General features: G+C 66.5%; 27 protein-coding genes. 5 read left to right on the top strand and 22 right to left on the bottom strand.

From position 1 onward, the window contains the following. Positions 1-2 precede the first annotated feature (2 nt). The 12 genes from NA10_RS20655 to NA10_RS20605 all read right to left on the bottom strand — a co-directional run bounded on the left by NA10_RS20655 (position 3) and on the right by NA10_RS20605 (position 10,609). Positions 3-953 (bottom strand): MlaD family protein, encoded by a 951-nt coding sequence (locus NA10_RS20655; protein ID WP_084515044.1) that lies wholly within the window; start codon positions 951-953, stop codon positions 3-5. Beyond that, a complete protein-coding gene (locus NA10_RS20650; RefSeq protein WP_067570422.1) occupies positions 950-1,957 on the bottom strand; it encodes an MlaD family protein in 1,008 nt (335 codons plus the stop codon). The genes NA10_RS20655 and NA10_RS20650 overlap by 4 nt, the downstream gene beginning before the upstream one ends. Beyond that, positions 1,954-2,886, bottom strand: a complete 933-nt coding sequence (locus NA10_RS20645) for an MCE family protein (RefSeq protein WP_067570420.1) — start codon at positions 2,884-2,886, stop codon at positions 1,954-1,956. The genes NA10_RS20650 and NA10_RS20645 overlap by 4 nt, the downstream gene beginning before the upstream one ends. Continuing rightward, on the bottom strand, positions 2,886-3,899 hold the full coding sequence (locus NA10_RS20640; RefSeq protein WP_067570493.1) for an MlaD family protein: 1,014 nt from the start codon (positions 3,897-3,899) through the stop codon (positions 2,886-2,888). Before NA10_RS20640 ends, NA10_RS20645 begins: the two co-directional genes overlap by 1 nt. After that, a complete protein-coding gene (locus NA10_RS20635) occupies positions 3,896-4,903 on the bottom strand; it encodes an MCE family protein (protein WP_067570418.1) in 1,008 nt (335 codons plus the stop codon). Before NA10_RS20635 ends, NA10_RS20640 begins: the two co-directional genes overlap by 4 nt. Then, positions 4,900-5,928, bottom strand: a complete 1,029-nt coding sequence (locus NA10_RS20630) for an MlaD family protein (RefSeq protein WP_067570416.1) — start codon at positions 5,926-5,928, stop codon at positions 4,900-4,902. Before NA10_RS20630 ends, NA10_RS20635 begins: the two co-directional genes overlap by 4 nt. A gap of 4 nt (positions 5,929-5,932) precedes the next feature. After that, positions 5,933-6,802, bottom strand: a complete 870-nt coding sequence (locus NA10_RS20625; protein WP_067570414.1) for an MlaE family ABC transporter permease — start codon at positions 6,800-6,802, stop codon at positions 5,933-5,935. Further along, positions 6,802-7,632 carry an MlaE family ABC transporter permease gene (locus tag NA10_RS20620; protein ID WP_084515042.1) on the bottom strand — a complete coding sequence of 277 codons (831 nt, stop codon included), beginning with the start codon at positions 7,630-7,632 and terminating at the stop codon, positions 6,802-6,804. The genes NA10_RS20625 and NA10_RS20620 overlap by 1 nt, the downstream gene beginning before the upstream one ends. Before the next feature lie 248 nt (positions 7,633-7,880). Beyond that, positions 7,881-9,029 carry an NAD(P)/FAD-dependent oxidoreductase gene (locus NA10_RS20615; RefSeq protein ID WP_067570412.1) on the bottom strand — a complete coding sequence of 383 codons (1,149 nt, stop codon included), beginning with the start codon at positions 9,027-9,029 and terminating at the stop codon, positions 7,881-7,883. Further along, positions 9,026-9,211, bottom strand: coding sequence for a rubredoxin (locus tag NA10_RS20610; RefSeq protein WP_067570410.1), 186 nt, complete (start codon positions 9,209-9,211; stop codon positions 9,026-9,028). The genes NA10_RS20615 and NA10_RS20610 overlap by 4 nt, the downstream gene beginning before the upstream one ends. Next, the gene (locus tag NA10_RS35800) at positions 9,201-9,383 is read right to left on the bottom strand and encodes a rubredoxin (RefSeq protein ID WP_084515040.1); all 183 of its coding nucleotides are present in this window, start codon (positions 9,381-9,383) and stop codon (positions 9,201-9,203) included. The genes NA10_RS20610 and NA10_RS35800 overlap by 11 nt, the downstream gene beginning before the upstream one ends. After that, positions 9,383-10,609, bottom strand: a complete 1,227-nt coding sequence (locus NA10_RS20605; protein WP_067570408.1) for an alkane 1-monooxygenase — start codon at positions 10,607-10,609, stop codon at positions 9,383-9,385. Before NA10_RS20605 ends, NA10_RS35800 begins: the two co-directional genes overlap by 1 nt. A 118-nt stretch (positions 10,610-10,727) precedes the next feature. Here NA10_RS20605 and NA10_RS20600 point away from each other — a divergent pair, with 118 nt between their 5' ends. Then, on the top strand, positions 10,728-11,333 hold the full coding sequence (locus NA10_RS20600) for a TetR/AcrR family transcriptional regulator (RefSeq protein WP_067570489.1): 606 nt from the start codon (positions 10,728-10,730) through the stop codon (positions 11,331-11,333). Here NA10_RS20600 and NA10_RS20595 read toward each other — a convergent pair. The 3 genes from NA10_RS20595 to NA10_RS20585 all read right to left on the bottom strand — a co-directional run bounded on the left by NA10_RS20595 (position 11,317) and on the right by NA10_RS20585 (position 17,005). Continuing rightward, complete coding sequence (locus NA10_RS20595; protein ID WP_067570406.1) at positions 11,317-14,496, bottom strand: acetyl-CoA carboxylase family protein; 3,180 nt, start codon at positions 14,494-14,496, stop codon at positions 11,317-11,319. The two genes, NA10_RS20600 and NA10_RS20595, sit on opposite strands and share 17 nt — an antisense overlap. Before the next feature lie 94 nt (positions 14,497-14,590). Then, positions 14,591-15,598 carry an alpha/beta hydrolase gene (locus NA10_RS20590; protein ID WP_067570404.1) on the bottom strand — a complete coding sequence of 336 codons (1,008 nt, stop codon included), beginning with the start codon at positions 15,596-15,598 and terminating at the stop codon, positions 14,591-14,593. Positions 15,599-15,637: 39 nt separating this feature from the next. Then, on the bottom strand, positions 15,638-17,005 hold the full coding sequence (locus NA10_RS20585) for an ABC1 kinase family protein (protein WP_067570402.1): 1,368 nt from the start codon (positions 17,003-17,005) through the stop codon (positions 15,638-15,640). 193 nt (positions 17,006-17,198) lie between these two features. Here NA10_RS20585 and NA10_RS20580 point away from each other — a divergent pair, with 193 nt between their 5' ends. Continuing rightward, entirely contained in the window at positions 17,199-18,749 is a 1,551-nt protein-coding gene (locus NA10_RS20580) for an acyl-CoA carboxylase subunit beta (protein WP_067570400.1), read from the top strand. Between the two features lie 42 nt (positions 18,750-18,791). On the opposite strand, the gene NA10_RS20575 is transcribed toward NA10_RS20580, so the two are convergent. After that, on the bottom strand, positions 18,792-20,084 hold the full coding sequence (locus NA10_RS20575; RefSeq protein ID WP_245677620.1) for a lipase family protein: 1,293 nt from the start codon (positions 20,082-20,084) through the stop codon (positions 18,792-18,794). A gap of 288 nt (positions 20,085-20,372) precedes the next feature. On the opposite strand from NA10_RS20575, the gene NA10_RS20570 reads away from it, so the two are divergent. Then, the gene (locus NA10_RS20570) at positions 20,373-21,500 is read left to right on the top strand and encodes a baeRF2 domain-containing protein (RefSeq protein WP_157556644.1); all 1,128 of its coding nucleotides are present in this window, start codon (positions 20,373-20,375) and stop codon (positions 21,498-21,500) included. 23 nt (positions 21,501-21,523) lie between these two features. Continuing rightward, positions 21,524-21,706: a hypothetical protein gene (locus NA10_RS36925; RefSeq protein ID WP_067570395.1), complete on the top strand. Its 183-nt coding sequence runs from the start codon at positions 21,524-21,526 to the stop codon at positions 21,704-21,706. Between the two features lie 43 nt (positions 21,707-21,749). On the opposite strand, the gene NA10_RS20560 is transcribed toward NA10_RS36925, so the two are convergent. The 6 genes from NA10_RS20560 to mbp1 all read right to left on the bottom strand — a co-directional run bounded on the left by NA10_RS20560 (position 21,750) and on the right by mbp1 (position 25,823). Beyond that, positions 21,750-22,568: an RNA polymerase sigma factor SigF gene (locus tag NA10_RS20560; RefSeq protein WP_067570393.1), complete on the bottom strand. Its 819-nt coding sequence runs from the start codon at positions 22,566-22,568 to the stop codon at positions 21,750-21,752. Further along, a complete protein-coding gene (locus tag NA10_RS20555) occupies positions 22,558-22,989 on the bottom strand; it encodes an ATP-binding protein (protein ID WP_067570391.1) in 432 nt (143 codons plus the stop codon). Before NA10_RS20555 ends, NA10_RS20560 begins: the two co-directional genes overlap by 11 nt. Before the next feature lie 210 nt (positions 22,990-23,199). Then, a complete protein-coding gene (locus NA10_RS20550) occupies positions 23,200-23,880 on the bottom strand; it encodes a PAS and ANTAR domain-containing protein (RefSeq protein ID WP_067570485.1) in 681 nt (226 codons plus the stop codon). Between the two features lie 87 nt (positions 23,881-23,967). Further along, entirely contained in the window at positions 23,968-24,348 is a 381-nt protein-coding gene (locus NA10_RS20545) for an STAS domain-containing protein (protein ID WP_084515038.1), read from the bottom strand. A 200-nt stretch (positions 24,349-24,548) separates the two neighbouring features. After that, positions 24,549-25,382, bottom strand: coding sequence for an acyl-CoA thioesterase domain-containing protein (locus NA10_RS20540; RefSeq protein WP_067570387.1), 834 nt, complete (start codon positions 25,380-25,382; stop codon positions 24,549-24,551). A 192-nt stretch (positions 25,383-25,574) separates the two neighbouring features. After that, entirely contained in the window at positions 25,575-25,823 is a 249-nt protein-coding gene (gene mbp1 / locus NA10_RS20535) for a microaggregate-binding protein 1 (protein ID WP_067570483.1), read from the bottom strand. Positions 25,824-26,011: 188 nt separating this feature from the next. Between mbp1 and NA10_RS20530 the strand changes: the two genes are divergently transcribed. Further along, positions 26,012-26,260, top strand: a complete 249-nt coding sequence (locus NA10_RS20530; RefSeq protein WP_067570385.1) for a hypothetical protein — start codon at positions 26,012-26,014, stop codon at positions 26,258-26,260. The last annotated feature ends 1 nt before the right edge of the window (position 26,261 follow it).

Genomic DNA, 26,261 nt, shown 5'->3' with positions numbered 1-26,261 from the left:
TCCTATCGCGGAAACTCGACGCCGACATGGGCCTTGCCATCGCCGGGGAACACCGTGGCCAGTAGATCCACAATCGATCCGGCATCCACCCGCAGCGGTTTGATCGCACCGGTCGAGGGCGCCAGCGCGGTCGCGATGAACCCCAGATCCGGCCCGATCAGGGACAGGTACTGATCGATTCGGGTGACCAGCGGCCCGATCGGATCGTCGAAGATGTTCTCCCCGACATACGAGTAGTTCTGGAACGCGGCGATGATGTGCAGCAGTTCGGGCAGCGCCGAATCCAGATCACCGGCCGCGGCACCGAGCGAGGGCGCACGGCCGTCGAACCGATCACCGAGGGTCTGCACATTCGAGTACAGCCGTGCGATGGCGGCGCGCTTGTCCCGCAACAGATTCGCGGTGCCGACCAGTGCCCTGGTGAGGTTCGCGACATCGGCGTCGCGGCCCTCGAATCCGGCCGCCACGGTGGTGGCCAGATGCTCCAGTTTGACCGGATCCAATTGCGCGGTAAGGGCATCCATCTTGGCCAGGGCGTCGCCGACGCTGCTGGCGATCTTCACCTGCCGGGGCGGCACCACACTGCCGTCGTGCAGGAACGGCCCGGCGGTGCCGGTGGGCCGGAAGTCGATGAATTGCTCGCCCGCCGCCGAGAGATTGGCGATCCGCACCGCGCTGTCCACCGGAATCCGGTATTTGGCATCGTATTCCAGCGTCACCGCCAAACCGCGGACCGTCGCGCCGATATCGCGCACCCGCCCGATCGGCATACCGCGCAGCGTCACCTCGGAGGTCTTCATGAGCCCACCGGAGGAGTCCAGCAGCACGGTGACGGTGTTGTTCTCGCGGCGCGGGTCCAGATTCAGCACGCCCACGGCCATATAGCTGCCGCAGATCAGCGTCAGCACCATCAGCAGGACCAGCGAAACCGGCCCGGAGAGTGAGAGTTTCACGGCACCAGCCCCATCGCTCGCATGATCGGAACCAGCTCGTCGGCCCGCACATCCGCCGAAACCCGGTCCACCCGCACATCCGGGGACTCCAGGAAGGGAATCAGCTTGTCCCGCAACAGATTGTGGAAGATCTCCAGATTCGAGCCCAGGGTGATGTCGGAGTAGCCGACGGTCACCGCCGTGGGCGCGAGAATCGAGACGATCGATTGCAGATCACCCACGTGCGGCAGCACCAGCTCACCCACATTGCCCGCCAGCGTGCCCCCGCTGATGATCAGCTTGACCACATTGAACAGCACCGCCGACAACCCGGCCGCCCGCTCCGGGCCGTAGGTGAGAATGCGATCCACCGCATCGCGCCCGGACTCCAGCTTCCCGGTGATCTGCTGCGCCGAAATGAGAATGCGGTCGATATCGGCGCTGTGCGAGGCCATATCGCGCAACGCCGCCCGCCCGGCGTTATTGATCCGGTCCAGTTCGGCCGGATCACTCGGGAAGGCCGCGTTCACATCGGTGACCAGCCGTTGCAGATCCGCCCACCGGCCGCCGGTGATGATATTGGACAGCGCCCGCAGAATATCCTCCACATTGGTGGCGGGCACGGTCTGCGACATCGGGATGACATCACCGTCGCGCAGGAAGGTGTTCGGCGCGTTCTTCGGAGCCTCCAGCGCGATATGAATATCGCCGAGAATGGTGCTCTGCCGCAACTCCGCCGTGGTGGTTCTGGGCAGTTTGGCATCGGCGTGCACCTTGACGGTGGCGACGGCGGTATTGCCGATCAGATCGATGTGATCCAGCATGCCGATCTCCACGCCGTCGGCGATCACCTTGGCGCGATCGGGCAGGTTCAACACCGAACCGAATTCGATTCGCACGGAATAGGTGTCACCGCTGGGATAGGTGCCGGGAATGGGGATGTCGGTGGCCCGCACCCCGCATCCGCTGAGCAGCAGGGTGAGCGCGGTGACGGCCGGAATCACCCGCGGCGCGAGACGTCTCATCGCCCACCTGCCCGCGGTAGCTGCGCCGCCAGCGGCGGCAATTGGGCGAGCAGACTCTCGATATCGCCCTGATGCTGTTGCAGGAAGTCGTGTGCCTGCGGCAGATACAGGTCCAGGAAGGCGTACGCCTGCTGATCGTATTTGCCGATATTGCGCGCCAGGACCGGCAGGAACTCCACCGCCAGATCCACCGCGCCCGCGAATTCGGTGGAGAAGTCGCCGATGAGTTGGAGTCCGGCGCGAAGATTGTCCAGCACCAGTTTCATATCCGGCCAATTGGTGACGAACATGGTGGTGAGTTGATCGAGATTGTCGACCAGCCGCCGAAAGACCACATCGCGCTGGGACGGGTCACCGACCACCGTGGAAAGCCGTTGCAGCAGCTGATTCCACTGCGGCCCGGTGCCGCTGATGGCGTTGTCCGCGGCGGTGAGCGTGTCGTTCAACAGGGTGTCGCCCGGTTTGCCGCCGGTGAGGTCACCGGCCAGCCCGCCCATGGCGTCCAGTGCCTCGCTGATGCCGATCGGCGTCCGGGTGTGGTCCAGCGCAATGCATTTCGAGGCGTCGAAACGCGGTCCGGCGGTATAGGGCTTGGTCAGTTCCACATGCCGGTCGGTCACAATCGAACTCGACATGGTGACGGCTTCGATATCGGCGGGCAGTTTCACCTTCTCGCCCACGCTCATGGTGACGCGCATACGATCACCGAGGGATTCGATCTTCGATACCGTGCCGACTTCCACCCCGAGCATGGTCACGCTGTTGCCCCGATAGAGCCCGACGGTATCGGCGAATTCGGCGCATACGCTCTGTGCCGAATCGCGCACCGTCCCCGCCCAGGTGATGCCCGCCGCCACGACGATCGCCACCAGCACGGCCGCACCCGCGACGAGTGCGGTTCGGCTTTTGCCGATTCCCTTCCACCTCATCAGCACGCCTTGCCTTCGTAGGGAATACAGATCCGCACACCATCGGCGGGTGCGTCCGCGTGCACCTGATTTCCGAGCAGCCCATTGAGTTTGGCGATCACATCGCGTAATCCGTTCACCACGGTGTCGAGTCGATCCGGGTCGGCGAACACCTTGGAGAACAACTGCTCGAATTGGGTCACCGAGGGTTCGATGGAATCGCCGTACGCCATGATCGGCCGGTGCAGGATGACCAGCACCCGCTTCACCAGATTGAAGACGCCGACGATATCGTCCTTGCGATTGCCCAGCTGATCGGCGACCGTGCCGAGCTGACGGACGAAATCGGCCAGCAGCGCCTTGTCATCGGCGATGGCGGCAATGTATTCGTCCGAGACCTGTAGCGCGGCATCGAGTTGCCGGGTCCGATCGGCCAGCAGTCCGGTCAGCTCATCGGCATTGTCGATCACCCCGCGCAGCGCGTCGGGTTGTCCGGCCAGCGCCTTGTTCAGCTCGCCGACGGTATCGCGCATGGTGCCCGCGTCGACCTTGCTGAAGATGGGCGTGCCCTTGTCGAGGATATCGCTGAGTTCAAAGGGCGTTCCGGTGCGCTCGGGCGGAATGTGCCGGGACCCGAGCTCCTTGTCTCCGGTGGGGGTGAGGGCCAGGTAGTGCCCGCCGATCGGGGTCAGCATCTTCACCTCGACCGCAGCTCTATCCCCCACCCGCACATCGGATTTCACGGTGAAGGCGACCTCGACGTGATCGCCGACCAGGTCCACCGAGCGTATCTTGCCGACCTTGATTCCCGCCACCCGAACCTCGTCACCCGAGCGCGCACCCCCGGAGATCTTGAAATCGGCGATATAGGTGCGCTGCCCGAACGGGATGACGTACACCGCGCCCGCCACCAGCAGCGCCACCGCGCAGACCGCGACACCGGCTATGCCCCAGCGCAATTGGACCTGCTGATCACCGCGCCCGGTCAGGGTGTCGCGAATCAGCTCGCCGAGGTACCGGATCAATCCCCTCATTTGCACACCACCAGGTTCTGCGTGGACAGGATGACATCGGCCAGGGCGGGCATGGCGGCCTCACCGTTGGAGCAGGTGATCCGCGGCTTCACCCCGTTTCCCGGTACGGACTCGTTCAATCCGGTGACCAGCTGCGGGGTGATGGCCAGGATCCGGGTGAGCTGATCGGTCTGCGGCACCAGTCGCCGCAGCAGCCCGTCGACCGGGCCGTAGGCCACGTCATAGGCGTCGCGGGTCTCCTCCAGCAGCGGAACCAGCGGTCCCAGAGCGGCTTTCGCCGAATCGATGGCCGACAGAATGGTCTGGGTCTTACTGGTGAACTGGCGCAGAATCCCGGCCAGCTGTGCCACCAGATCACCGACCGCCTGGGATTTGCCGCCGATCTCGTCCGAGACCAGACCCAGATTGCGAATGAGCAGCACGATCACCGCCTCGCTGTTGCGGGCGTGCTTGGTGAGGGTATCCAGATCCGAGAGCACCGGGCCGATCCCGGAACCGTCACCCTGGATGACGCGCAGCAGATTGTCGCCGAACTGGTTGAGCTGGCCGGGGTCGAGGGTGTCGAAGAGCGGTTTGAAACCGTTGAAGAGTTTGGAGACGTCGAAGCTGGCGATGGTGCGCTGCACCGGAATGGTCGCTCCCGCTTTCAGTTTCACACCGGCCGTGCCCCCGGTGAGCAGCTCCACATAGCGCTGGCCGATGAGATTCTGATAGCGCACTGCGGCCTTGGTGCTGTCGTAGATCGGGCGGTCGGTGGCCACGGTGAAATGCACCCGCGCCTGCGCGCCGTCCAGCGCCACCGTCTCCACCTTGCCGACCGCCACACCGGACATGCGCACCGAGTCACCCGCGAAAAGCCCTGACACATCGGTGAATACGGCGTCGTAGCCGACCTTGTCACCCGGAATGGGCGTGCGCAGCGCGGTCACGATGAAGACCGAGCAGGCCGAGACGATGAGCAGGAACACCACGAGTTTGATCGAGGATCTGGCGATATCGTTCATCGCGGCGCACCCCCCAGCGAATCGGCCAGATACGGCATGGTTTTCACGATCAGCTCCAATTGCAGCTGCACCTTGCCGTCCACCTCCGGGAAGGCTTCGTTCATGGCGCGCAACAGATTCGGAATCCGGTTGTAGGCCGGGGCCACCGTGCCGAGCGAGACGCTGACCGGGACCGCGACATCCAGCACACCGCTGAGCACCTTCTCCAGCTCCGGGTTGTTGCGCCGCAGCAACTCCGAGATACCGATCAGGACCGCCTGATCCACGCCATCGGTGGCCTTGTCGGTCCGCGCGCGATTGGCGGGGTCACCGAAGTAGGCCGACTGTTCGAGCACCGCGAGGATGGCGTGCCCGACCGACGGCGTCAGCGTCGCGAAGGCGCCGGTCATATCCCGGCCGATCTCGATGTAGTGCCCGAGCGGGGCCTGCTGCCCGTCGGCCAGCATGCGCGCGGTCTCGAAGAACGACTGCAACACCGGGCCGAGGCTGTCCGCATTGTCCAGCAACAGATCGAAAAGCCTGCGCACGGTATCGGAGTCGAGCACCGTGGTGAGCCGGGCCGCGCGCCGGAAGACGCCCGCGACGGTGGCATTGGTGGCGTTCTCGGCGATCTGCAGGGTGGCGTTCTCCCGCAGTGGCGCACCGCCATTGCCGGGCACCAATTCGATCGCGCTGGAGCCGAAGACATTCGAGGAGGTGAAGCGCGCGGTCACCGCGTCGGTGAGCGCGGCCGCCTGATTCCGATCGATCTGCACCGCAATGCGCTGATGACCGTAACCGACCGTCTCGACCTCGCGCACGGTGCCGATGGCATAGCCGCGGAACTTCACCTCCGCGCCCGGTGCCAGCCCCTCACCGAGGGTGGCGGCGTCGATGGTCAGACCGAACCGATCGGCGAACGAGCCACGCGCATAGGAGCTTACGAGCACCGCGACGGTGACGATGACGATCGCCGTGACCACACCGCGCAGGCGCAGCATCCACGGTCCGGCACTGCGACCGGAGTGATCCTTGAACACGCTCATGCCCTCACCCCGAGATCCTGATGCCGACGTCCAAGCCCCAGATCACAATGGTGAGGATCATGTCCAGGATGACCACCAGCACCAGGCTGGCGCGAATGGCCCGGCCCGAGGCCCGCCCCACGCCCTCCGGACCGCCCGAGGCGTAGAAGCCCTGGTAGCCGTGGATGAGAATAATGGTGATGACGAAAATCGTTGCCTTGATGAGGGATGCGATCACATCACCGGGTTGCAGGAACGCGTTGAAGTAGTGGTAGTAGGTGCCCGAGGACTGCCCGTGCAGCACATTCACCACCGTCGCGCAGGACAGGTACGACAGGATCAGGGTGAGCAGATGCAGCGGGACGATGGTGATCACCCCCGCGATCACCCGGGTTGTCACCACGAAAGGCATGGGCCGAATTCCGATGGCCTCCAAGGCATCTATCTCCTCGGAGATGCGCATGGCCCCGATCTCGGCGGTCATGCGGCAGCCGGCCTGCGCGGCGAAACCGATGGCCGCCACCATGGGAGCCATCTCCCGGGTATTGGCGTACGCCGAGACGAAACCGGTGAGCGGACCCATGCCGACCATGTTCAGCGCGGTGAAACCCTCCACGCCGATCGAGCCGCCGACCGCGATTCCGAGGAAGGCCAGCACCGCCACGGTGCCGCCGCCGACGATGATCGCCCCGGAACCCCAGGTGATATCGGAGAGGATGAGCATGGTCTGGCGGCGATAGACCCGCAGCGTATGCGGTATCGCGGCCAGTACCTCGTAGACGAAAGTCGCCTGGTGCCCCAGGGATTCGAAGACACCCAGCGGAGCCTGTGCGCCGCGCTCGGCGATCCGGCCGACCGCGCCGAGCGGTTGATAGCGGGCGGGAACCTGGGTCATCAGCCCACCTGCGTCGGAATGAACATGGAAACCAGCTGCGTCACAACCAGATTCACACCGAAGGCGGCGATCACCCCGATCACCACGGCCGCGTTCACGGCATTGGCCACCCCCTTGGGCCCGTGCGTGGCCTCCAGGCCGCGCTGACAGGAGACGATCAGCACGATGACTCCGAAGATGACCGACTTCACGATGGCCACCACCAGATCGCTCATCTTGGCGAAGGCCGCGAAGGCGGATAGATAACTGCCGGGCGTGACGCCCTGAAAGCCCACGGCGATCACGTATCCGGTGAACACACCCATGAAGATGATGAGCATGCACAGCAGCGGCGTGAGCGCGATCATGGCGGCCAGCCGCGGGGCGACCAGGCGGCGCACCGGATCGATGCCCATGGTGCGCAGGGCATCGACCTCATCGCGAATGGTGCGCGCGCCGAGATCGGCGGCGATGGCCGAGCCCGCCGCGCCGCCCAGCAGCAACGCGGTCACCATGGGCGCGCCCTGCCGAATGACACCGAGCCCACCCGCCGCACCGGAGACCGAACTCGCGCCGACCTGCTGGGTAAGGCTGCCGACCTGCACCGCGACGATGACACCGAACGGAATCGATACCAGCACAGCGGGAATGGCGGTGACGCTGACAATGAACCAGCCCTGTTGGAGGGTGTCGCGCCACGGGTGTTTGAGGGCCACGATATCGGTGACCAGGTAGCGGAACGCCGCCACCGCGAGCTGAATGGTGCGCCCGAAGGTGCGCAACCCGGAGAGAACGAACTCGACGCCCTGCCGAATGAACGGTTCAGGCCCCCGAATGACCTTGTCGACCAATGCCTACCACCCCACTGCCCCAACGGGTCCGTACCGACCCAGACGGACAGTAATACAGACTTCGGACTGACGTGTCAGTCTTCACTGGATTGGCCACAGGGGTTGACCAACCGGGCGGTACCGGTGAAAAATGCGCGCGCGATGCCGAAAGAGGCCAGGTCAGAAGTAATTTCAGCAATGCCCCGGCAAACCGGGAAACCGCCGCATCACCCGAATTGATGCGGCGGCATTTCACTTTTTGCGCGTGATTAGCTCTGCGCGGCCAGCTCGTCGCGAACGGCCCGGAACTCGGCCGGACGGCCGACGGACACCACGCCTCTGAGACAGCCGTCCCGCATGGCCCGCACGGTGATATCCGGGGTGCCCGGCGTACCCCACACCTCCAGATCGTCATCGAGCCGGATGCGTCCCGCGAATTGGACAGTGATCCCGTACTGGGTCGACCAACCCCAGCAGACACCGGCCGGGGTGGGCGGCAGACCGAGCATCGATTGCGCGGCGGCCGCCCCCTGGGCTTGGGCGCTGTTCCAATGCTCTTCGCGCACATACGCATTGAGACCCGAATCGAAGCGGGCGGCGGCGTCTCCGGCGGCGAAGATGCCCGGCACCGAGGTGCGATACGCCTCGTCCACCAGGATGCCGTCGTCGACCTTCACACCCGCGGTTTCCGCGACCGCGGTATCGGCGACCGCGCCGATGGCGACCAGGGCGGCGCCGGCACGCCACTCCCGGCCGTCGGTACTGGTCGCGCGGACGGCATTCCCGATCTGCTCCACCTCGGCCAGCAGCACCTCGCCGTGGATGTCGACGCCATTGTCCGCGTGCAGTTTCCGAATGTACTCGCCGATGATCGGCGGAGCGATCCGGTCCAGCGGGGTGACCCCGGCGTGCAGAACCGTCACGCGCGCACCGAGTTTCGCCGCGGTGGCGGCGACCTCACACCCGATCAGCCCGGCTCCGGCGATGAGCAGCGAGCCGCCGTCGATGGCCCGGCGCAGCGCCTCGATATCGTCGCGACCACGCAGCACGGGCAGGCCGTGCCGCACACCGGGCAGTGCCCGCGGACGCGCCCCGGTGGCGAGAAGCAGTGCGTCATAACCGATCTCACCGCCGTACAGCATGCGCACCACCGCGCGATCGGCGTCGATGCTCTCGACGGTGACCCCGGTGCGCAATTCGATCCCGCGCTCGGGCCAGAATTCCGCGATCTCGAGCAGCGTGCGCCGTTCCACCGCGGTCCCGGCCAGCAGTTCCTTGGAGACCATGGGCCGCCGATACGGCAGACTTCGCTCCGCGCTCAGCAGCACGACCTCGCCGTCGTATCCCGAACTCCGCAGGGTCTTGGCGGCGGTGGCGCCCGCGACGCCCGCGCCGACGATCACGATTCGTTCGGTCACGACCGGCTGACCTCGACCATCTCGAAATCCGCCTTGGCCGCACCGCAATCCGGGCAGGACCAGTCCTGCGGGATATCGGCCCAGCGGGTGCCCGGTTCGATACCGTCTTCGGGCCAGCCCAGCGCCTCGTCGTATTCGAAGCCGCAGACCAGGCAGCGGAAGAGTTTGAAATCAGTGTTCACGGTCGTGCCTCTCGCAGGATTCGAAGTCGAGCTTCTCGCGCACACCGCAATCCGGGCAGCACCAGTCGTCGGGTACGGCCGACCATGCGGTGCCGGGCGGAAAGCCTTCGCGGGGAGCACCTTTGGCCTCGTCGTAGACGTAATCGCAGACGGGGCAACGGTAGGCGGCCATCAGCGCACCCCGTACCGGGCGAGCACGCGATCGCGCTTACCGGGCTGGATATTCACCAGGGTGATATCGCCGTCGTAGTGATCGAGCACCCGGCGATCCATCACCCACCGCCACAGTGGCGGGAAGTAAGCCAGGGTGATCATGCTCGCGTAGCCGCTGGGTAGATTCGGCGCGCCGTCCATACTGCGCAGGATCTGGTAGCGCCGAGTCGGATTCGCGTGATGGTCGCTGTGCCGCTGCAGGTGGTACAGGAAGATATTGGTGACAATGTGATCGGAGTTCCAGCTGTGCTCGGGCGTGCAGCGCTCGTAGCGGCCGCTCGCGGTGCGCTGGCGCAGCAGTCCGTAGTGCTCGAGATAGTTCACCGTCTCCAGCAGGGCGAAGCCGTACACCGCCTGCAAGACCAGGAACGGCAGCACGATCGGGCCGAAGACCGCGGCCAGCGCACCCCAGAGCACCACCGACATGAGCCAGGCGTTCAGCACGTCATTGTGAATCGTCCACGGGCGCTTGCCGAGTCGCCGCAATCGCGCGGCCTCCAGCTCCCACGACGAGCGCAGACTCCCCCAGACACTGCGCGGCAGGAAGGTCCAGAAGGATTCGCCGAAGCGTGAGCTGGCCGGATCCTCCGGTGTCGCCACCCGCACGTGATGGCCGCGGTTGTGCTCGATGTAGAAATGCCCGTAGAACGTCTGGGCCAGTGTGATCTTGGAGAGCCAGCGCTCCAATTCGGCCTTCTTATGGCCGAGTTCGTGCGCGGTATTGATGCCGACGCCGCCGACCACGCCGATGCTCAGCGCCAGGCCGATCTTGGAGATCAGGCTCAGGCCGCCGTCGATGCCGAGCCAGGACAGATCCGTCGCGGTCCACAGGTAGCAGGCGTACACCAGGCTCAGCAGTTGGAACGGGATGTAGGCGTAGACGCAGTAGCGGTAGTAGCGATCGTTCTCCAGCCACTCCATCACCTCATCGGGTGGGTTCTGGCCGTCCGGACCGAAGAATCGATCCAGGATCGGCAGCAGCACGTAGACCAGCAGCGGGCCGATCCACCACCACACCGGTGCGACCGCCCGCCAGCCGAGCTGGTTGAACGCCGCCACCAGACCCGTGGTCAGGAATAGCGCGGTGGGCGCGACCAGGCCGAACAGCCACAGGTAGCGCTTGCGGTCGCGCCACTGCGGCGGCGGGGCCACGGGCGTCGACTCGTCGGTTCGAGACGTCGTCATTGTCGATCTCCTTGCATGTACCGCGTTTACACTTCTCGAAGAAGTGTATTCAGTAGATACACTTGTGGCCCGAATGTCAACGAGAGAGACGAAAGGCGAGCCCATGTACCATCGGGTCGTGGCAGACGCGCCGAACTTCCAGACCGAAATGCGCCAACTCCTGCGCGAGCGGATCATCGACACCGCCCGCGGCATCGTCGTCGCCGAGGGCTGGGGTGCGGTGAATATGTCCCGGCTCGCCAAGGACGTCGGCGTCAGCCGACCGGTCATGTACAAGGAGTTCGCCAATAAGCACGACCTCGCCGAGGTCGTCATCCGCCAGGAGGTCGACACCTTCCTGGTCGGCATTGCCGCCGCGCTCGCCGCCGCGCCGGACGATGTGGTCGGGGGTCTGCGCCAGGCGATCGACTACACCCTGCGCACCGGCGCGGACAACACGCTGCTGAAGGCGGTGCTCGCGGGCCGAACCGCCCCCGACACCGCACTGCTCCCGGTCCTGATGACCGAACCGGAACCGGTACTGGGCCGCGCCATCGAAGCGGTCACGGCCATGATCCGCGCGCAGTACGCGCTGAGCGCGCTCTCGGAGACCGAACTGAGCTCACTGACCGAAACCCTTGTCCGCCTTGCCCTGAGCCATCTCTTCCAGCCGACCGGACCGATCGACCGCGCGGTCGATCAGATTGTCGCGGTGATCGCGCCCGCCCTCACCGCAGGGTCGTGATCCAGCGGCGGGTATCGGCGGGATCGATGACATCGTCGAGTTCCAGGACGGTGGCGGCGGTGAGGGCTTTGCCATTGGCGTAGGCGAGTTGGACGAGATTGTCGAAGGCGCTCTGCCGGGCGGCGGGGTACTCGATGGCGGCGAGTTCCTTGGCGAAGCCCAGGCGGACCGCGCCTTCCAGGCCCATACCGCCGATTTCCCCGGTGGGCCAGGCGATCACGAAGGTCGGCGCGCGGAATGAGCCCGCCGCCATGGCCTGTGCGCCGAGACCGTAACCCTTGCGCAGGATGACGGTGCCCCAGGGGACGGTCAGGGCAGCCGCGTCGATGAACAGACGGCTGAACTTCGTCACCGTGGCATGCGTTTCGGCCTCCGGTCCGACCATGAAACCCGGTGTATCGCACAGTGATACGACCGGCAGCCGGTGGGCGTCGCAGAGTCGCAGAAAGGCGCTGAGTTTATCGGCGGCGGGAGCGTCGATGGCACCGCCGAGGTAGTGGCAGTTGTTGGCGATGAGGCCGTACGGCCGGCCCTCGACGCGGATCAGCGCGGTGACGATGCCGGTGGCCCAGTCCCGCCGGAGTTCCAGGATCGAGTCCACATCGGCGACCGATTCGACTGCGGCGCGAATATCGAAGGCGCGCAGGCGGTCCTCGGGAATGACATGGCGAGCCAAGCGGGGATCCGGTGCGGTCCAGTCGGATCGGTCACCCTGGAAGTAGGCGAGGTAGTCGCGGGCGATGGCCACGGCGTCGGCCTCATCGGCGGCGACCATGTGCACCACTCCGTTTCGGCGCTGCACTTGGATCGGGCCGACCTCCTCGGGCGCGTACACACCCAGGCCGCCGCCCTCGATCATGGCGGGTCCGCCCATACCGATATTGGCGTCGAGGGTGGCGATGACCACATCGCACATGCCGAGCAGCGCGGCGTTTCCGGCGAAGCAGCGGCCGGAGACGATGCCGATGAGCGGGACATGACCCGAGAGTGCGCCCATGGCCCGGAAGGTGGTCACATCCAGGCCGGAGATTCCGGGATAGTCGGTATCGCCGGGCCGACCGCCGCCGCCTTCGGTGAAGAAGACGACCGGAAGCCGCTGTGCGTGCGCGAGTTCCAGCATGCGATCGGTCTTGGCGTGATTGCGCATGCCCTGGGTGCCCGCCAGGACGGTGTAGTCGTAGGACATGACCACGGCCCGGGTCCGATCCCGGCCGAAACGCTCGGCGTTGATGGTCGCGACACCGGCGATGAGACCGTCGGCGGGGGTGTTGGCGATCAAATCCTCCGGGCTGCGACGCAAGCGCTGGGCGGCGACGGCCAATGCGCCGTATTCGAGGAAGCTGTCCGGATCCACCAGATCGGCGATGTTCTCGCGAGCGGTGCGGCGGCCCAGGCGATGTCGCTTGGCCACGGCCTCGGGGCGGGACGCGTCCTGCCCGACCTGGTGACGCGCGAGCACCTCGGCGAGATCGGGGCGGAGGGCATCCAGGTTCACCTCGGCGCTCTCGTGCGCGGTGCCGTCGTGGTCCGCCTCGATCCACACCAGCAGGGGTGCGTGCGGATCGATCACATCGCCCGGGGCGACGAGATGGCGCAGCACCCGCAGCGGCTGGTCGGCGCGCAGCACATGCTGCATCTTCATCGCCTCCAGCACCATGACCTCGGCACCGGCGGGCACCACCGTGCCGGGTTCGACGAGCGAGACCACGGTACCGCCCATGGGCGAACGCAAGGCTTGCTCATCATTCGCCAGCTCCGGGGTGTCCACCGCGACAACCGAATCCGCGACCGCGGCGGACACCGGAATGTAATCCGCTGCCTTGGCGACGAATGCATCCACTCGGTCCTCGTACCACGAGGTCGATACCGGGCTCGCGGCGACCAACTCGTCCAGCACCGCCCGCTGCACCGCGAGATTCGTCTCGACACCGGCGATCACCGTCTCGGTCAGCGCATCCGCCGCGCGGCGCACCGCGGCCGGATAGGACGGCCCGCGCGCGATGACCTTCGCCAGCAGCGAATCGAATCGGGCGTCCTGCCGCAGACCGATCCCCGCGGCCGTATCCACCCGCACCCCGCTGCCCGTCGGCGCGGCGAACTGGGTCAGGGTCCCGGTACTCGGCAGCACTTCCCCACCGGCGGTGACGATTTCGGCATTCACCCGCACCTGCACCGCATACCCCCGCGGTGTGACAGATTCCAGTTCGAGCTCGTCTAGACCGCGCCCGCGCGCCAACTCCCATTGCACGGCAACCAGATCCAGTCCCGTCACCTCCTCGGTGATGGTGTGCTCGACCTGCAATCTCGGATTCACCTCGAGAAACCAGGATTCCGCACCGGCGACCAGGAATTCGACGGTGATCACACCCCGGCACCGCACCGACTCGGCCAGCCGCACGGCCTGCTCATGCAACCGTTCCCGCAGGCCCGCAACCAGATTCGGCGCGGGCGCGACCTCGATCAATTTCTGCTGCCGCCGCTGCACACTGCAATCGCGATCCCCCACCGCGATCGCCCGCTCGCCGTCGGCGATGATCTGCACCTCGATATGCCGGGCAGCGCCGATCAAGGCCTCGGCGTACGCGGTGTCATCGCCGAACCCGGCCAGGGCCTCCGCCCGGCACCGCTCGAACGCCGCGGCCACCTCGGCGATATCGCGCACCACCCGCATCCCGCGACCACCACCGCCCGCCGCGGCCTTGATCATCACCCCATTCGGATGTGCCGCAAGCAATTCCGCGATCGGCTCGGGCGAGACAACCCCCGACGTCGCCGGAATCACCGGCAGCCCAGCCGCTTCGGCTGCCGCCCGCGCCGCGATCTTGTCCCCGAACAAACGCAGCACCTCGGGCGACGGCCCCACGAACACCAGCCCCGCCGCGGCACAGGCGGTGGCGAATTCGGCACTCTCACTGAGGAATCCGTACCCCGGATGCACGAGCGCCCCGTCCCCCGCCGTACGCGCCGCCCGCACCACCTCATCGATATCGAGATAGGCCGCGGCCCCCTGCCCCGGCAATCGCACGGCCTCATCGGCCAACCGCACCCCCAGGCTCTCGCCCTCCTCCGCGGTATGCAACACGAGCGTGGAATACCCCCACTCCCGCGCCCCCCGCACCACCCGAACCGCGACCTCGCCCCGATTGGCTACGACAACATACATCCCGCCATCCTCGCAGCCGACAAACAAAACGTGCATGTCATGCCGCGGGCGGTCTCTCGACGTTTGCCCGCGCCATGACATGCACGTCGGAAAATCAGGCGGGGATGCCCATGCCCTGGGCCAGGATGGGCCAGGAGTTGTGCAGGGCCTCGTCCCAGTAGGGCCAGTAGTGGGTGCCTACCGGGTTGAACTGGTAGGTGGCGGGGATGTTCAGACCGTCGAGGCGGCTCTTGAGGTTCATGGTGCAGGCGTTGACCGCGCCCTCGATGATCATGCCGAGGCCCAGGTTGACACCGCCCATGACGCCGGGGGCGCTGCCCAGGTAGTACTGGACGTCCGAGGCGAGCGGGATGCCGCTGCCGCTGGAGACGTAAAGCAGTGTGCCGCGCAGCTTCTCGGCATTGATGACCGGATCGTTGGCGGCCCACAGCGGGCTGTCGCTCGGGCCGTACATATTCTCGGTATTGCCGCCGGCCCAGGTCTCGGTGGCCAGCTTCACGAACTGCTTACCGGCGGGATCGGCGATCTGGGCGCAACCGCTGTACGCGGCCACGGCCTTCCACAGACCCGGCTTCGCCTCGGCGAGCTGCAGTACCGAGGTGCCCGAGGTGGACAGGCCGGTCAGCGCGTTCACACCGGTGGAGTGCAGCGCGTCGTCCAGCAGCGGGGGCAGCTCCTCGGTGAAGAAGGTGCGCCACTTGTTCAGGCCCAGCCGGGGATCGGTCTTCTCCCAGTCGGTGTAGTAGCTGCCCAGGCCGCCGATCGGCTGAATGACATTGACCGGCTTGTCGGCCAGCCATTCGATGGCCTTGGTCTGCGCCTTCCAGTTCGCGGTGCCCTCACCGCCGTCCAGGCCGTTGAGCATGTACAGGTTCGGCGCGGGAGTGGACTCGTCGAGCGGGCGCTGCACATCGATGGTGATATCGCGGCCCATGGACGCGGAGTACACCTTCATATGCCAGGTGCGGCCCTCCTTGGTGATCGAGCTGATCGCGGAGGGCTTGTCCGGGTCCGCCGAGGCGGCGGAGGTGCCGAGCGTGGCCACGGACAATGCCGCGGTGAGAGCTACGGCGGTGGTCCGGAGTAGTGCGGAGAGCTTCATCGAACAGTCAAATCCAATCCAGTGACACCGTCGCCCCCGTCAGTCGACGGGGAGTTCGGCGCCTTCCTCGGCAATTTTGGCGGCTACTTCAGTTGGGAAGATATTGCGGAACAGGAACAGGTCTCGGCCGAGTTTCCAGCCGGGGGCCAACGCCACGGCATATCGTTCGAAATAGCCGAGTTGTTTCCCCATCATGATCAATTGTTCGGGACCGGAAGCGCCACGGCGCTTACCGAATTCGAGCAGGCGGGCCGCGACCACGCCCAAATCGAGCTTGTCGAGGCTGCCCGAGAGCACCGGCCCCAGCGCCACCGCGAGCTGGCGGCCGATGGTGGCGTCATCACCGCTGTCGTCGGCGACCAGGTCGAGTTTGCGCAGGGCGCGCGCCACCGGACGGAAGTCGTTGTCGATGGCGCTGGCGTAGAACAGCGCGCGCACGAACTCGCGCCATTCGGTCTCCATCCGCCCGACAATACCGAAGTCCAGCATGGCGACTCGCCCGTCGTCGAGCAGCCAGAGATTGCCCGCGTGCACATCGCCGTGGAAAAGTCCGTGCACCGCAACCGATTCCATCCACGCCTTGACCAGGCGGCGGATCAACAGCTCCGAATCCGGGTGCACCGCGCGAATATCGTCGAAGCGGTCCAGTGGCATACCGCGCATGCGTTCCATGCACAGCACGCGCGGACCGCAGTGCTCCCAGTAGACCTCGGGGACAACCACATTGGTGTTGTCGCCGAAGGCGGCGAGGTTCTGCCGGGCGCGGGTCTGGTTATCGGCCTCGATGAGGAAGTTCAACTCCGCCACGGTCGCCTCGTACAGATCGCGAACCACGGCCTGCGCGTTGGCCACCCGCGCGTTCTCCGAGCGCTTCTCCAGCGCCCGAGCCAGTTTCATGGCCGCGCGCAGATCAACGATCATGCGCTTGGCGATCTCGGGTCGCTGCACCTTCACCACCGCGGGGCGGCCGTCGCGCAGCACGCAGGCGTGCACCTGGGCGATCGAGGCCGCCGAGAGCGGTTCGTCGTCGAACGAGCAGAACAGCTCCGAGATGGGCTTGCCGAGATCACCCTCGATGATGGCCCGCGCGTCCGCGGACGGGAACGGGGCCATATCGTCCAGGCAGCGCAGGCAGGCATCGGCGAGTTCGCGCGGGAAGGCCCCCGGTGAGGAGGCGATCAACTGGCCCAGCTTCACGAACATCGGGCCCAGCGATTCGAATCCGTTCACCATGCCCTCGGCCACCGCGCGCTTGCGCGTAGCCTTGCGCAGGCCGCCGCGTAGCACGCTGCGGGTGACCGATCCGCCCAGTACCGCACCCACGATCGCCGTTCGGCGCATCTCGGAGAACCCGAACGTATCCAGGTCCGGCCGGATCACCTCGGGCGCCCCCGCCCGCACTGTCATCGGTGAGCTCACGGGGCGCAGTGTATCCCTGTCCCAGCCGGTTGGTCCGCTGTGGTGCCCGGCACAGGTTACCGAGGCGTTCGGTGGTTAGGACCCGGGTGTGCCAGGTACCGTGGCGGGCTGAGCCGCCGATCCGGCTCGACCGGGCTGCGATCCGGCCCACCTGATGAACGCGAAAGGCAAGACCGAAGTAATGACGGGTACCGCGGAGAAGCTGGCGGAACTGCGCAAGCTCCTGGAGATCGCCGAAGAACCATCCGGCGAGAAGGGCATTGCCAAGCGACGCGCCAAAGGCATCCCGAGTGCGCGAGAACGCGCGCAAATGCTGCTGGACCCGGGGACCTTCGTCGAGATGGGCGCCCTCATCCGCCAGCCCGGCAACCCCAACGCCTACTACGGCGACGGCGTGATCACCGGGCGCGGCTATATCGACGGCCGCCCGGTCGTGGTCATCTCGCACGATCAGACCGTGTACGGCGGATCGGTCAGCGAGATGTTCGGTCGCCGCGTCAAGGCGGCCATGGACTTCGCGTACAACAACGCGTGCCCGGTGGTCTGCATCAACGACTCCGGCGGCGCGCGCATTCAGGACGGCGTCGCGTCGCTGGCCTGGTACGCCATCATGTGCCGGTTGCAGGAAGACCTCTCCGGTTACGTGCCGATGGTCGCGGTCATGCTCGGCAAGTGCGCGGCCGGTTCGGTCTACGGGCCCATCAATATGGATGTCCTGGTGGCGACCGAGGATTCGTACATGTTCGTCACCGGTCCGGAGGTCATCCGGGCCGTGACCGGGTCGATCGTCACCGCCGAGGAGTTGGGCGGCGCGCGGGCGCTGGAGCGGAACGGCACCGTGCACCACGTCGCCAAGACCGAGGCCGACGCCTACAAGTGGGTGCGCGACTACCTGAGCTACCTGCCGACCAGCTGCCTGGAACAGCCGCCGGTGATCAATCCTGGCCTCGAGCCCGAACTCACCGATACCGATCGCGAACTGGACAGGTTCATGCCCGATGCCGACAAGGTCGGCTACGACATGCACGAGATCCTGCTGCGCATCTTCGACGACGGTGAATTCCACGAGATCAGCGAGAAGACCTCCGCGAATCTCATTACCGGGTTCGCGCGTGTCGACGGCCGGCCGGTCGGTGTGATCGCCAATCAGCCGCTGGTGCTCGGCGGCGCGCTCGATGCCGCCTGCTCGGACAAGGCCGCGCATTTCATCCGGCTCTGCGACGCCTTCAATATGCCGCTGGTCTACGTGGTCGACACCCCGGGCGTGTTGCCGGGCGTGGACGAGGAGCGCAACCACGTCATCAAGCGCGGCGGGCGCATGTTCCGCGCGCTCATCGAGGCGACCGTTCCGATCGTCACCGTCGTGACCCGCAAGGCGTACGGCGGCGGCTACGCGGTCATGGGCTGCAAGCAACTCGGCGCGGATATCTCGCTGGCCTGGCCGACCGCGCGACTGGCGGTCATGGGCGCGGAGTCCATGATCCCGATCGTGGGCAAGCGCCAGCTCGAGGCCACCCCGCCGGAGGAGCGGGAGGCGGTGCGGCAGGGCATGATCGACTTCTACAACGCCACCGTCGCCACCCCGTGGACCGCGGCCGAGCGCGGCTATATCGACGCGGTCATCGAGCCCTCGGCGACCCGCCTGGAGATCCGCAAGGCCCTGCAGTTGCTGCGCGACAAGGGTGCGGTGCGCAAGCACAACCCGCGCAAGCACAACCTCTTCCCGATGTGAGGTAGCGACGTCACCGCCCCCGGCCGCGTGGCCGGGGGCAGTTCAGCTCGCCGGGTGAACCGTTGGGCCGGTTCGACATTCGTCGGGTGCGGGGACGCCGCCGAGCCGTTCGCCGAGCCACTCCAGCGACTCCGGGAAACCGGTGAACGCGGCGATGATGTGCTCACCCGGCACACTGCGATACAGCGCCGGTACACCCAGCGCGCACTGCTCGTTGTAGAGGTTCCGCGCACCCTCGGACGGGATCCAGAACTCCTGACCGCCGTTGTAGATATACAGCGGCACAGGCGATTTCATCCCATCCATCCGGGTCACCCGGTAGATGTCCTGTGCCAGCGCGCTGTGCAGCGGATCCGGGAAGTTGGCGGCGATATCCATGGGCAGCTGCAGGATTCCGGGCAGCCCGTATGAATTCATACAGGTGTCCTTCATGACCAGGGCGGCCCACTGCGCCAGATTGTTCATATGCGCCAGGATCTCCGGCCGCTCCCGCCCGATGGCGAAGGTGGCGGCCATGAACACCCCGGAGGCCAGATTGGCGTTCATACTGCGCGAGAGCAGCTCGTAATCGGCGGGCACCCCGCCCATAGCCGCCCCGACCACCACATCCACCAGTTCCGGGGCGTAGTCGGCCATGAGCTTGACCGCACCCTTGGTGGCGATGGCCCCGCCCGAGTATCCGATGATCCCGAAGCGACTGTCGCCGAACTCATGGGGCATCGAACCGCGCACGGCGCGAATGGAATCCAGCACCGCGTGCCCGGCCACGAACGGTTCGGCATAGGCCATGCGCGGACCCTCGTGGTCCGTGATCAGCACCGCGTAGCCGCGCAGCAGCGCCAGCTGGGTGGTCGGCGGCAGATACTCCGCCAGATTGGTGCTGGTCGAAAAACCATGTGCCAGTGTGTAACTCGGATTGCAATCGCGGCCGAGCGAATTGATCGGCAGATTGTGTACCACCACCGGCCGCTCGTCCCCGCCGGTCCACTCCCCCGCAGGCAGGGCCAGTGAGGCGATGGCGTACGAGGCCGCGCCATGGGAATCGGTGGTGCGATATTTGAGCTGCACCACCTGCTTCACCGGCGCGATCAGCGCGGGTCCGGCCGTGGCCGTCACATCACGCCAGGCAATGAGCTGACCTGCGCTGAAATCCTCCAGCCGCGCGGGCCATTCGTCCACGAACGCATCCCCGATCGGGGTCGGCAGCGTGGCCGCGCGCAGGGCGGCCAGATCCGGGGACAGCCCGCCGGCGTCCACCAGCGGCGTGGCGGGCGCGATGGGGAACGCGGGAGGCGGCACCACCGCGTCGATCCACCGCTGAAAGGCTGGCAGCATTCCAGAGATTGGTGTGCCGGAAGGTTGCGGATCGGCGGGTTGAGCGTGCGCGACTCCCGCGAATCCGCCGATCAGCAAGACGGCGGCAAGAATTCGCCGGACAAAGAACAAGACACTCCCAACACGTTTCAGTGGCTCGGCGGTCCTGGCGAGCGTAAACCCGAGGTAGGTGGCGACACTCCGCCGTGCCATGTTCGAGTCCGCATCGAGACCACACTGTGCCGATCGCGTCTTGCGTGTCGCCGGGCCGTCATGATTGCCGACTGGATGCGGGGGTATGCGACGAGAGTGACCAGAACAAGTCTCCGAGAACTGATCGACCGGGCGGGACCGTTCGCCTCGGTGTACTTCGACAGCACCGACTCGACCGCGGACGCCCGTCGCGGTCCGGAGCCGCGCTATCGCGAGATCGCCGAAAAGCTCACCGCGGCAGGGGCGTCCGAGCAGATGATCGGTGCGCTCGGCATCGCCATCGCCGCGGGACCGACGCATCCCGGTCGCTCGGGCCGCGCCCTCATCACCGATCACAGCACCGTGCTGGTGGATGAACAGCTCCGGGCGCCACCGTCCCGCGAGGAGGTCCGCGTCTCACCGCTGCCGTATCTCCTGCCACTGCTCGAACAGCGGTTACCGCGGGTCCCGCACGTGGTGGCCGCCGTGGCACACCTGGGTGCGCGCATTGTCGGCACCGACCACAATGGCGACACCGTGACCCGCACCGTCGACAGCACGGCGGGTCGGCTGCCGAATCGGCGCGGTCGCGGCCGCCCGCCGCGGGCTGCGCGTCGACAGGCCCTGGATCTGGTGCGGCACGGGGTGCATCGCATTGCCGACGAGACCGGCGCGCTGGCCGATCAGGTGCAGGCGACCCTGGTCGTGCTGACCGGCGAACCCGCCGCCCGCGCCGCCGTCCGCGCCGCGATCGAATCCGGCCGGGCCGAATCGCGCGGCGGCGGCGCGGCAACGGCGAATCCGTGGCCGCCCGAACTCGCCACGCCCCGGCGGATTGTGGAGGTGGACGGCGATCGCCGCTGTGCCGCCGCGCAGATCGACAAGATCGTGACCGAGTGCGGCGAGGCCCGTCAGCGCACCGTCTGCGATCGATTCCGCGCCACGCGCGGGCGGCCGGGACTGACCACCGGCGGTCTGGTCGACACCACCGCCGCCCTGCGCGCACACAACGTCGCACATCTGCTCATCGACGGCGCGGCGCTCGCGCACACCCGAATCCTGCGCGGCGCGCACCACACCGAGGTCGGCATCGCGGCGGCCGAACTCTCCGGCCACGCCGTCATCCGCCGCGCCGATGAGGCCATCCCCGCGGCCGCGCTCGCCGCCGGCAGCGAAATAGTGCCCGTCACAGGCGAACTCGCGCTGCCCGAAGGCGTGGGAGCGCTGCTGCGCCCACCCGAATGACCGCGAAACAATCAGGAGGAACGATGACCCAGCCCGTGCCACCCGCCCCCGAACCCGTCCCCCCGACACCCACCCCCGACCCGATACCCACCCCGACGCCCACTCCGGTCCCGGATCCCGCGCCGGAACCGATTCCCCCGTATCCGCGGCCCGAGCCGGTGCCGCCGATTCCGCAGCCGCCGCCCGGTCCGCCGGATGTCATCTGAGCGCCGGCCGCGAGTCGACTCCGCGACCGGGCCCGCCCGGGCCTCAATCGGCCAGGGCCTGCTCGCGGAGCCAGGTCAGGGTCCTGGTGAGGATGCGCGAGACGTGCATCTGCGAGATGCCCAGTTCGGCGGCGATGTCCTGCTGGGTTCTGGCGTCGAAGAAGCGCATCACCAGGATGCGCTTCTCCCGTTCGGGCAGCTCGGCGATGAGCGGGCGAACCGCGAGATATTCGTCCACCCGGTCATAGCGGGGTTCGGGTTCACCGAGCACCTCCCGCAGCGACAGCGGCGCGTTCTCCCCGTCATCGCTGGTGACCGCGTCGATCGAGGAGAGCTGATAGGCATTGCCCGCGATCAGCGCCTGGGTGACCTCGATGAGATCCACATCCATTTCCGCGGCGATCTCGCGGGCCTTGGGCATCCGGCCGGTGCGCTGCGCCAATCGCTCGATGACACCGGTCATTTCGAGCTGAATCTCCTTGGTGCGCCGCGGAACTCGCACCGCCCAGGTGTTGTCGCGGAAATGCCTGCGCACCTCCCCCATCACCGTGGGCACCGCGAAGGCCAGGAATGAGGTGCCGCGCGTGACGTCGAAACGGTCCACGGCCTGCACCAGGCCCACGCGCGCGACCTGGAGCAGATCGTCGAAGGTCTCCCCGCGCCCGGCGAAGCGGCGCGCGATATGGTCGGCCAGCGGCATACAGCGGCCGATCACCTTCTCGCGCATGACCTCCCATTGCGGATCGGACCGATCGAGCGCGGCCAGATCCTGGAACATGGGCTCGATATTGTCGTAACTGTCGCCGCGGCTGTGTGAATCGGCCCCGGAGCGGGCACGGCGGGGGCTGCGCTCATCCGCCATCGCTTTCACCTCGTGATCGGCAGAATTCCACTGTTGTCGGAAATCCCCCCGTCATCGCGTCGTACGGACCCGACTGCGCGGAAATGCTTTCGGTCAGCGTCCGGAGCACATGCCAGCCGAATCCGCCCTCGTCCAGACTGCCGCTCTGGGCCGCCACCCCCGAGACCCGGACCCGCATGCGCAGCCCGTCGTAGTCGAACTCGCAGTCGATGCCACTGCCGGGCACCGAGGCCACGATCAGCGCCGTCGCCACCTCATCGACGGCCACCCGGATATCGGTCACCTCGTCCAGGGCGAAATCGCCTATCAGGGCCACGGTTTCGGCCAGTGCGCGCAGCATCGTCAACTGCCCCAGCTCCGCTGGTATGCGGATACCGACCACACTGGTGTCCGTCATCGGCTGTGATGTCCACTCACTCATGCGTAACTCCGTCCCCGGGTCGCCGAGCCACAGAGACGGAATACGCCGCGCCCGGCCGTTGTCCGATCCATTCGTCCGATGCATCATCTTCGAGCATTCACTGGTTTCTCGGATGTCGATCGCATGAGGTTTTTACGCCAGATAGCGGCATCCGGCTCGTTACTCGATGCGATACCCGGGCGTTATGTGTCGAAACGTCTGCGAGGCAGATTAATCCGGTTCGAGCCGTTCGTGCACCGTCAACAGCAGGTGATCGAAGCGGGTGCGCAGCTCGACCGCCGCGCCGCCCATATCGACCGCCTCGGCGACCAGATGCTGGGAGAGGGTCCGAAGTTTGGTGTTGGTTTCCTGAGATCGCCAGGTCAGCACCCGAAAAGCCTGTTCGGCGCTGATGCCGTAGACCAGCATCAACGCCCCCTTGGCCTGTTCGATGACGGCGCGGGCCCGGTAGAGCTCGGGCAGCGTGCCGTCCAAGGTCTCCTGCCGATGTTCGGCCAGTGTGTCGGTTACGTCGATGTAGTAGCCGGTGGTGCCGACCACCCTGTTGGCGTCGTCGACCATATGGTCACCCACCACGATCACATGGTGCACCACACCGCCGGTATCGGCGATGCGGTGGCGGCTGCAGAACGGCTCCCCGTTCTCGACAGCCCGGGCAAGGGAGGTGGCGACCTGGGCGCGGTCCTCCGGATGCTTGTGCATGAGCAGCAAATCGGTGGTCGGTTCCACGGTTCCGGGGGCGTAGCCGTGCATGACGGCCACCTCGTCGGACCATTCCCACCGCTGGTCGGCGGACCAGAATCGGAAGCTGCCGACACTGTGGGGACGGCCAACCCCGATCACCTGATCGAGCGCCTGCGCATCGTTGGAGAGTTCCCCGCTGGGTATCACCTCATGATTATCCGCTGCGGAATGAGCTTCCGGGAGCGGATCGGTGGGGCCGAAATCCGCTCGGCCCCATCCTATCTGCGTCGGCAACTAAGCTTCCAAAGCCGCCTGAACCGACTGATACCAGTAGAACAGCGGCCGCACCCCGGTCACCTCGAGCACGCGCTCGATCTCCCGGCGGACGGCGATCACGCGCAGATCGACTCCGCGCGCCGACGCGGACACCTTCGCTGTGGCCAGCGCGAGCGCGCCACCGATGCTCAGGAACCGCGCCCGGCGTAGATCGACGACCACGGCGCGCGTGCTCGCGGCCACGGCCTCATCGAGCGCCGCGGTGAACTCCGCGAGCACGGCGGCGTCGATTTCACCATCGACGCGCACGATGACGCAACGCCGGTCCGGCGGCGGGGGTGGATGGCTCGATCCGGCGTCGGGGCGGACATCGCGCTGCAACACAGCGATTGCTGACATGACTAGACCTCCCGAAACAGGGAATTCCAGTTACGCGCACGGAGCACATGACGAGTTGTCGCCTGTGGCGCAGGCGAATACTACTGTCCCCCTCGGTTTACCCCCGGGGGACGGCTCCGTGCACGAACCGGAGCGGCTGTAGTCTCAACCTCGTCATATTCTGACACGGCCCGGGACGTCTGTCATAGGGTTCGCCCCGCTCAGCTGCGCGCGATCATCACCGCGTCGAGCTGGGCGCTGCTGATCTGGCGCGCGGCGTTGGAGACCGAGGTGACCATGGCGCTGCCGAAGGATCCGCGCCGATCGAACAGCGTCGCCACCCCGACCGCCATACCGCGTTCGCTGAAGTGGCTGTCCGCCTGCACACCGATCTCATAGCCCTCCGGCATGCGCGAAAGGGCAAGTGTCATATCGGTATTGATGAATCCGATGCCCGCGTCACCCCAGTTGGTCATCATGCTGGTGGCCTCGCCGACCACCGCGGCGCGGGTGAACGGGGACAGCTCCTCCCCCGCGATCACCCGGATCGGGTTCTGCCAGGTGCGCTTGCGGGTGGCGTTCTCATGTTCGGTGGGCACCGAGGACCACTGGTTCGGATTGCCGTCGCTGTTGAAGAGCGGAATCTGCGGCAGCGGTGACGGGGACGCGATATCGAGTGCGGGCGGGGACGGCTCGAATTCGCGCCGCCACAGCGCCCCTGGCGGCTGTTCCGAGGGTTGCAGCAGTACCGCCGAGGCCCGTGCGGCCACCTTGCCGCCCTGCACCACCGTCACATCCGCGACGCGAATGCGTTTACCGTCGCGCACCCGGACCATCGGCGTGGTGGTGTGCTCGAAGCGGGCCGCGCTGAACATGTCGACGGTGAGGCGTACGGGGACGAAACCGTCGGTGGCGTGCGCGCGCTCCAGCTCCCGCGCCATCAGCCCGCAGAGCGCGGGTCCGACCACCTGCGCCGCGGACCACTGACTGGCGGCGTACCCGGTGGGCACGAAGCCACCGTCCACCTCATCGAAATACGCGGGCACATCCACCACGGGTCCACCTGTCCAGTTCAGTTGATCAAACCACTGCTCCCAGACCTAACATACGGTTGGAACAGGTTTCAATATGCCGCCCCGGTGCCGGTCGGTGGCATTTCCCACAGCACCCGCGCACGGGAATCGCCCGGCGGGTGTTCCCGCCGGGCGATCCGGTTGTGCTCGATCAGTTCAGAGCACGATCAGCCGTTAGTCGTTCTGCTGATACGCGCGCTGACGCTGCTTGTCGATCTCGGCTTCGGCGCGGGCCTTCTCGGCCTCGGCCTCACGAGCGGCCGCCTCGCGCTGGGACTCCGCCTTGCTCTGCTGGGCCCGGCCCTCTTCACGGAGCTCATCATTGCCGACGACGGTGCCGGCGGCCTCCTTGATTTTGCCCTTGGCACCTTCCACGGTGCCTTCGAAGCCTTCGCGGAACCCGCCCTTTTCGTGCTCGGACAAGAGATTCACCTCCACAGTCTCGGTATTGCCTGACAAAGCGGCGATACCCGTGCCTTCCGGGCCGAAACGCCGCGTGCGCCAACATGTCTCGTGCGGAGCATCACGCCGCCGGAGGTGATTGGGGCGGGTCCGCGCGGGTACCCCGCCGATATCGGTTGTGTATCTGCGATCCGGGAGGGTGTGTGGCGATGGCCGCGGAGCCGGAGAATTCCGCCGAAAGTGCCCGGAATGACATCGGTTTGCCCCTGGCCACTCTCGGACTCATCGCGGTGGCGATCACCATCACGATCGCCGGATACGGTTTTTCGGGCTGGGCGATTCTGAGCGGTCTGGCCAGCGCGCTACTGCTGTGGTTCGGTATATCCATCGAACTCGCTGAACAACGGCGTGGGGGCGGTCCGAACGATACGAGTGGACGTCGGCGGAGCCTGCCATAAA

This window comes from Nocardia acidivorans NBRC 108247 (assembly GCF_001625085.1).
GTDB classification, from domain to species: domain Bacteria; phylum Actinomycetota; class Actinomycetes; order Mycobacteriales; family Mycobacteriaceae; genus Nocardia; species Nocardia acidivorans.
Note: the sequence above shows the minus strand (reverse complement) of the source record. Positions and strands in the feature narration are given on the sequence as shown.

Excerpts from the sequence above, each read along its gene's own strand:
- NA10_RS20560 (WP_067570393.1), bottom strand. The coding sequence starts at position 22,568 with ATGGCGGATGAGCGCAGCCCCCGCCGTGCCCGCTCCGGGGCCGATTCA.
- NA10_RS20650 (WP_067570422.1), bottom strand. The coding sequence starts at position 1,957 with ATGAGACGTCTCGCGCCGCGGGTGATTCCGGCCGTCACCGCGCTCACC.
- NA10_RS20640 (WP_067570493.1), bottom strand. The coding sequence starts at position 3,899 with ATGAGGGGATTGATCCGGTACCTCGGCGAGCTGATTCGCGACACCCTG.
- NA10_RS35800 (WP_084515040.1), bottom strand. The coding sequence starts at position 9,383 with ATGGCCGCCTACCGTTGCCCCGTCTGCGATTACGTCTACGACGAGGCC.
- NA10_RS20635 (WP_067570418.1), bottom strand. The coding sequence starts at position 4,903 with ATGAACGATATCGCCAGATCCTCGATCAAACTCGTGGTGTTCCTGCTC.
- NA10_RS20530 (WP_067570385.1), top strand. The coding sequence starts at position 26,012 with ATGGCCGCGGAGCCGGAGAATTCCGCCGAAAGTGCCCGGAATGACATC.
- NA10_RS20595 (WP_067570406.1), bottom strand. The coding sequence starts at position 14,496 with ATGTATGTTGTCGTAGCCAATCGGGGCGAGGTCGCGGTTCGGGTGGTG.
- NA10_RS20575 (WP_245677620.1), bottom strand. The coding sequence starts at position 20,084 with ATGCTGCCAGCCTTTCAGCGGTGGATCGACGCGGTGGTGCCGCCTCCC.
- NA10_RS20625 (WP_067570414.1), bottom strand. The coding sequence starts at position 6,802 with ATGACCCAGGTTCCCGCCCGCTATCAACCGCTCGGCGCGGTCGGCCGG.
- NA10_RS20545 (WP_084515038.1), bottom strand. The coding sequence starts at position 24,348 with ATGTCAGCAATCGCTGTGTTGCAGCGCGATGTCCGCCCCGACGCCGGA.
- NA10_RS20580 (WP_067570400.1), top strand. The coding sequence starts at position 17,199 with ATGACGGGTACCGCGGAGAAGCTGGCGGAACTGCGCAAGCTCCTGGAG.
- NA10_RS20585 (WP_067570402.1), bottom strand. The coding sequence starts at position 17,005 with ATGACAGTGCGGGCGGGGGCGCCCGAGGTGATCCGGCCGGACCTGGAT.
- NA10_RS36925 (WP_067570395.1), top strand. The coding sequence starts at position 21,524 with ATGACCCAGCCCGTGCCACCCGCCCCCGAACCCGTCCCCCCGACACCC.
- NA10_RS20630 (WP_067570416.1), bottom strand. The coding sequence starts at position 5,928 with ATGAGCGTGTTCAAGGATCACTCCGGTCGCAGTGCCGGACCGTGGATG.
- NA10_RS20605 (WP_067570408.1), bottom strand. The coding sequence starts at position 10,609 with ATGACGACGTCTCGAACCGACGAGTCGACGCCCGTGGCCCCGCCGCCG.
- NA10_RS20555 (WP_067570391.1), bottom strand. The coding sequence starts at position 22,989 with ATGAGTGAGTGGACATCACAGCCGATGACGGACACCAGTGTGGTCGGT.
- NA10_RS20645 (WP_067570420.1), bottom strand. The coding sequence starts at position 2,886 with ATGAGGTGGAAGGGAATCGGCAAAAGCCGAACCGCACTCGTCGCGGGT.
- NA10_RS20590 (WP_067570404.1), bottom strand. The coding sequence starts at position 15,598 with ATGAAGCTCTCCGCACTACTCCGGACCACCGCCGTAGCTCTCACCGCG.